6 protein-coding genes are annotated in these 4,925 nt (G+C 31.6%); all 6 read right to left on the reverse strand.

From position 1 onward, the window contains the following. Positions 1–477: 477 nt before the first annotated feature. Entirely contained in the window at positions 478–843 is a 366-nt protein-coding gene (locus tag ACFQ1R_RS11560) for an ExbD/TolR family protein (protein ID WP_379926381.1), read from the reverse strand. Between the two features lie 128 nt (positions 844–971). Continuing rightward, positions 972–1,370: a hypothetical protein gene (locus ACFQ1R_RS11565; protein ID WP_379926382.1), complete on the reverse strand. Its 399-nt coding sequence runs from the start codon at positions 1,368–1,370 to the stop codon at positions 972–974. Positions 1,371–1,547: 177 nt separating this feature from the next. Continuing rightward, positions 1,548–2,342, reverse strand: coding sequence for a hypothetical protein (locus tag ACFQ1R_RS11570; RefSeq protein WP_379926384.1), 795 nt, complete (start codon positions 2,340–2,342; stop codon positions 1,548–1,550). Between the two features lie 167 nt (positions 2,343–2,509). Then, positions 2,510–3,154: a hypothetical protein gene (locus tag ACFQ1R_RS11575; protein WP_379926385.1), complete on the reverse strand. Its 645-nt coding sequence runs from the start codon at positions 3,152–3,154 to the stop codon at positions 2,510–2,512. Between the two features lie 148 nt (positions 3,155–3,302). Then, entirely contained in the window at positions 3,303–3,827 is a 525-nt protein-coding gene (locus ACFQ1R_RS11580; RefSeq protein WP_379926386.1) for a hypothetical protein, read from the reverse strand. 162 nt (positions 3,828–3,989) lie between these two features. Next, a complete protein-coding gene (locus ACFQ1R_RS11585) occupies positions 3,990–4,793 on the reverse strand; it encodes a hypothetical protein (protein ID WP_379926387.1) in 804 nt (267 codons plus the stop codon). Between the last annotated feature and the right edge of the window lie 132 nt (positions 4,794–4,925).

Here is a 4,925-nt window from a genome sequence, read left to right on the forward strand (position 1 = left end):
CAAGCCAAAGGAAAAATCCGCAGGATTTTTCCGATTAAGTAACTACAAGCAATTAAATTTATACCATGTTATGTAGCGGTTTTGAATTTAGACAAAGATTTAAATGTCCTTTTTTTTTAATTTTTATGTTATTCTTTCTCCGCAATTTTTGGTTTTCCGTTTCAGTTTTTAGAATTCCGTTCTATTAATTTTTACTAGCTTAAATTTTTAGAAATTCCGTTATTTTAATAATTCCGCAAACTTTGTTTTTTTATACAGTTCAAAAATCTAGTAATATTCCGCTTAATTTCCGCAAAATTTACGTTTGCTTTTTTCTGGGTTTTTACTGCTACATAACGGTTTGTGTAAGGATAGTTGCGTGTGCAAGCAACTAACTTACTAAAAAAGGAACGAACCAGCGGAAAATCCGCAGGATTTTCCGAGTAGGCTAGAACCAAGCAATTATTTTTACACGTTGTTAGGCAATGTTTTTTATTTTTATAAATAAGGGATTAATTCCATCTTTTTTTTATTTTCCTTTGCTAATTCCATTATTCTAACAATTGCAGAAACCCTAGTTTTTTTGTCAGCTTGAACATAAATTTTTGATTGGTCAAACCCAATAATTCCGAGCGAATCCATTTTTTTAATAATTGAGTCATATGCGACAATATTATCATTTAAATAATAATTTTCTTTTTCGTCTATTTTTATTAAAATGCTTTTTAAGCTGTCAACAGATTGTGTTTTCATTTCTGGAATTTTCAAGTCAATCGCCGAGTATTTTGGACTTGATTTACAGTCTGTCAAAATCAGTCCGCAAATAATTAGAAAAGGTATTGTAATTTGTAAAGTCCGTGTCATTTTTCAAATATTGCCTAACGGTTTTGTATAAGATTAGTTGCGTGGTTTAGCAACGAATTTAGCAAATACAAACCGAATAGAAAATCCGCGAGGATTTTCGTAAGCAGGCTTGTACCAAGCAATTAATTTTATACGTTGTTGTAGCCAGTTTTTATTTTTTCATTTATAATTCCGTATTCTTTTTTTTCAGTCGGTCTGGAAATCAGCGTAAATATTTCGCAATCAATATTCAATTCCGTGTTCAATTTTATTTTATTGCAACATCCAGATATTCTGTCCGTTTTTTTTAATTTTCCTTTTTTTGAGTCAAATAAAAGAACTCTGAATCCAGGTTCATTATTTTTTAAATCCCATTTGACAAGTGCGAAATGTTTATAATCTTTTGTCCAAGTTTGGATATTCTGCCAGTCATTATTCCGCTTGATTTTAAAATCAGATTTTCCAATAATATTTAATTCCGCCAAATTATATGGGGAACCGTGTCTTATTTCTCCAATAATATCAAATTTTATTTCGAACGGTTTCATTTTTCTCAAATTGGCTACAACGGTTGGCAATATGGCATGAAGCGGATTGCGAGCGGTTAACTATCAAACCGAGATGAAGTTGAAACGGGCCTAAACCGCTCCAATTAATCACTTCTCCGCTTTTTGCTATATTGCGTGTTATGCGGTCGGCTTTTTTTCTTTCGTCCGTTCCAATTTTCATTTTGTCAAACTTAAATATTTTTCAAAAAGTCTTGTAAACCCGTATTCAAATTTCGGTTTTGTTTCGTCAACTATAACTCTCAAAGTTCCAATGTCCTTTACAAGTCCTGTAACACTCTCACCTTTTTCGGACAATTCAGAAGAAGTGTTCGTGAAAGTCTTTCTATATTTTCCAAAGTCAGGATAGCCAACTTTGAAACTGAATATGTTTTTTTCAACTGTGTCTGTAAACGAAAACGAACCTTCTTTAAGGTCTAAGTCAAAATGAAAGTCTGGATTGTTTGTTATAACCTTGTTGTCCAATATAAAATAATTGAACTCTTTGAAAATTGTGTCACAGCTACCGTTTTTGTCAATGAAGCAATACCTTACTCCATAAGTCTCTGTCGGTAAATTGTATTTGTAATAAAGCGCTGTTATCAATAAAAAATTTCTGTCTTCTGTCGCTTTAAAAATGTCAACGGGTTTTAGACTTTCATAGTCATTTACTGCTTGTCTTGCAACTCGTAGTTGATTTGTTGGAAAATATTCTCCTTTCGGATAGAAGTAAGTCAGCAGAGTAAAGTCAAGCAAGAGTATTAATAAAAGCAAAACTGTCTTGTTGAGTTTAACTTTGTCCCTAAAATTGTAATAACCCAAAGCACTTAGTCCGCTTACTAAAAATATAATTGGGTAATAAAACAACAAACAAAGTCCATAACCACAAGGTGTCGGGAATAAACTCAATGTCAAAATTGGAATTGTCACACTGAGTAGGAAAATCAATATTGCTGTTACCTTCTTTTTAGTCATTCAATGTCGTGTTGTGTCGTCTTTCAAGCTGCCGCATAACGGTTACGTATATGGAAAGTTGCGTGTTTGTGTGCGAGGATTTTCCGAAGGAAAATCAGAAGCTAGCAAACAAAGCAACTCACATTGGTTAAGCTAAAAGTAGCAATTTTTTATATACAATGTTGGCATTAGTTTTTTAATTCCGTTAATGTTTTTATGTTTTCTTCCGACATTATATGTGTTATCGCAGGTTTCTCATACATTTGGTGTTCTCCGTTTTTTATATTTCCTAATCTTATATATTTTGTCACTGAACCTTTATTTATAATCCTAACATACGAACAACTGTCAAGCCATTTAATACGATTGAGTTTGTCTTCAAATCCAACAGTTTTAACTAGTTCATAATCTTTGTTATTTTCCGAATATCGAATAATAGTATCAATTCCATTTAGGAAAGTACCATATTTTATTTTATTACAATCTTTTGGACTAGAAACAAATTCGATTTTGTCTTTTTCTATTAAGGATTTAGGTTCACTTTTATTATGGTCAGTGAAAAAAACTTGATTAATAATTAGGAATATAGGCATTCCAATACTAAATAAAATATGCGTGATATAAAATCCGAGTGCGCTAATTCCAAAACTTTCTTTTTTATTAATTGCAGCATAAACAATTAAATACATAAATAAAGTTCCAGCTATTATTGCGGTCCAAGTCCGAATTGAATCATTAGAAATGAAATCAGTATTGTATCCTAATAGGATGAACAAATAAAATAAAAAACCAAAGAAAATTGGACGGATTATTGATTTCAGGATTTCTTTCATTCAAATTAATGCCAACGGTTTTGTGTATGATTAGTGGCGTGTTTAAGCCACTAATTTAGCAAATACAAACCGAATAGAAAATCCGCAAGGATTTTCGTAAGCAGGCTCGAATTAGCCATTAATTATACACGTTGTTACCAGCAGCTTTTTATATATATACTAAATTCGTATTTAATCCCCATTCTCTATCTCGTTGTGAGGAAATATATTTAGTAATTTCTTCCAAAGATTTGTGTTTAATAATTCCCATTCCAACACCCGTCCATAAATCAATTATTTTTTTTGAATCATATTTAATAAATAGAAAATGTGTTGAACTTCCGATTCCGCCTGTTGCGTATGTCATAACCAAGACATCTTCACTTTTAGCGAGAAATATTAATTGCCTTTTTGGTATGTCTTTTTCAGCAATACAACCTGCTTGATATTCCTCTGTAGGATTTGCTATGCTAAATTCCGTCGCAATACAATCCAATACTTTTTTGATATGTTTTGGGATTGAAATTTTATCATTGTAAACAGCAAATTTTTCACTTTTAAATTCATTCAAGAAACTATCTAAATTTTTGTTTTCAAGTATTTGTTTTTCATCAATTTGGTAATCGCAATTTTTTTGTGCAAAACCATTTAAGGTAAGTAGAACTATAACAATGCTGAATTTTAATTTTTTCATAACTTTCATTTTAGCACAATTTTGGTTTAAGTTGCTGGTAACGTGTTTGGCTATGGTTTCGTTGCGTGAAAATCCGCGAGGATTTTCCGCCGTAAACCGAAGATAGCAAATTTGCGAGGACTTTCCGCGAGGAAAGTCAGAAGCAATGAACTATAGCCGGTGTTACCTGCAGTTTTTTAATTCCGTTATTATTTTTTCTGTCATTTCTCCTCCAATTATACAACCAGAACAAGTTCTTGTTATCATTGGGATTCTTTTCAGTTCCTCAATTCGAGCATCAATGGATTTTCTCTGAATGTCACTAAAGTCAGTCAGATTGCAATAATAGAATTGTACAGCCATTAATCGAGTTGCTGGATTTATACTGTAAAGCAAATATTCACAATTGTCATTTGCGATTATATTTTCAAATAATTTTCTATTGTCCATTAAAGTCATACTTTCTCCGCAATAAGTTCCAAATATTATGGAAGAGAAAGGATTCATTATTTGATTCAGATTGTTGTCATTTCTTTTTTCGATTCCAGTCAGAGGTTCATTTGCTTTTTCAACTCCGAAATAGATTGGTTCAACTTTGTAATTATCATCAATTTTGAACATTGCAGAAAGTCTTTCCTTATATAATTTCTTTAGTTTTTTCGATTTGTTTGCTTTGATATAAGTTGAAAGTTGATATGAAATAACTTCGTTTTTATAGTACAGGATTTTATAATGAAACGTAATACTACCAATTCCTTTTCCGTCCTCTTTAAGTTGATAGTCAAATCCTAAATTCTCCCGATTTTCATTTTTAACTTCGAGAGTTTTTAATACTTCAGAAGTAGAAGTCTGGTATGCTTTTGTTAATTTAGAAATGAAGGATGTGTCAACTCTCACATAATATTTTTCTACTTCAGTTTGTTGGGAAAATGAATCGCTCCAGACTCCTAAAGTCAGAATTAATAATATGTAGATTGCTTTTTTCAAATTGCAGGTAACGGTTTTGTGTATGGTTTCGTTGCGTGAAAATCCGCGAGGATTTTCAGATTAAGAAACCAAGATAGTACATTTGCGAGGAAATTCCGAGTAGGAATTTCAGAAGCAATGAACTATACATGT

Origin of the sequence: Mariniflexile jejuense (assembly GCF_042675665.1) — a bacterium.
In the GTDB taxonomy this organism is placed as follows: domain Bacteria; phylum Bacteroidota; class Bacteroidia; order Flavobacteriales; family Flavobacteriaceae; genus Mariniflexile; species Mariniflexile jejuense.

Bases quoted from the DNA above. Each gene is read 5' to 3' on its own strand.
- ACFQ1R_RS11565 (WP_379926382.1), bottom strand. From the start codon at position 1,370: ATGAAACCGTTCGAAATAAAATTTGATATTATTGGAGAAATAAGACAC.
- ACFQ1R_RS11575 (WP_379926385.1), bottom strand. From the start codon at position 3,154: ATGAAAGAAATCCTGAAATCAATAATCCGTCCAATTTTCTTTGGTTTT.
- ACFQ1R_RS11560 (WP_379926381.1), bottom strand. From the start codon at position 843: ATGACACGGACTTTACAAATTACAATACCTTTTCTAATTATTTGCGGA.
- ACFQ1R_RS11580 (WP_379926386.1), bottom strand. From the start codon at position 3,827: ATGAAAAAATTAAAATTCAGCATTGTTATAGTTCTACTTACCTTAAAT.
- ACFQ1R_RS11570 (WP_379926384.1), bottom strand. From the start codon at position 2,342: ATGACTAAAAAGAAGGTAACAGCAATATTGATTTTCCTACTCAGTGTG.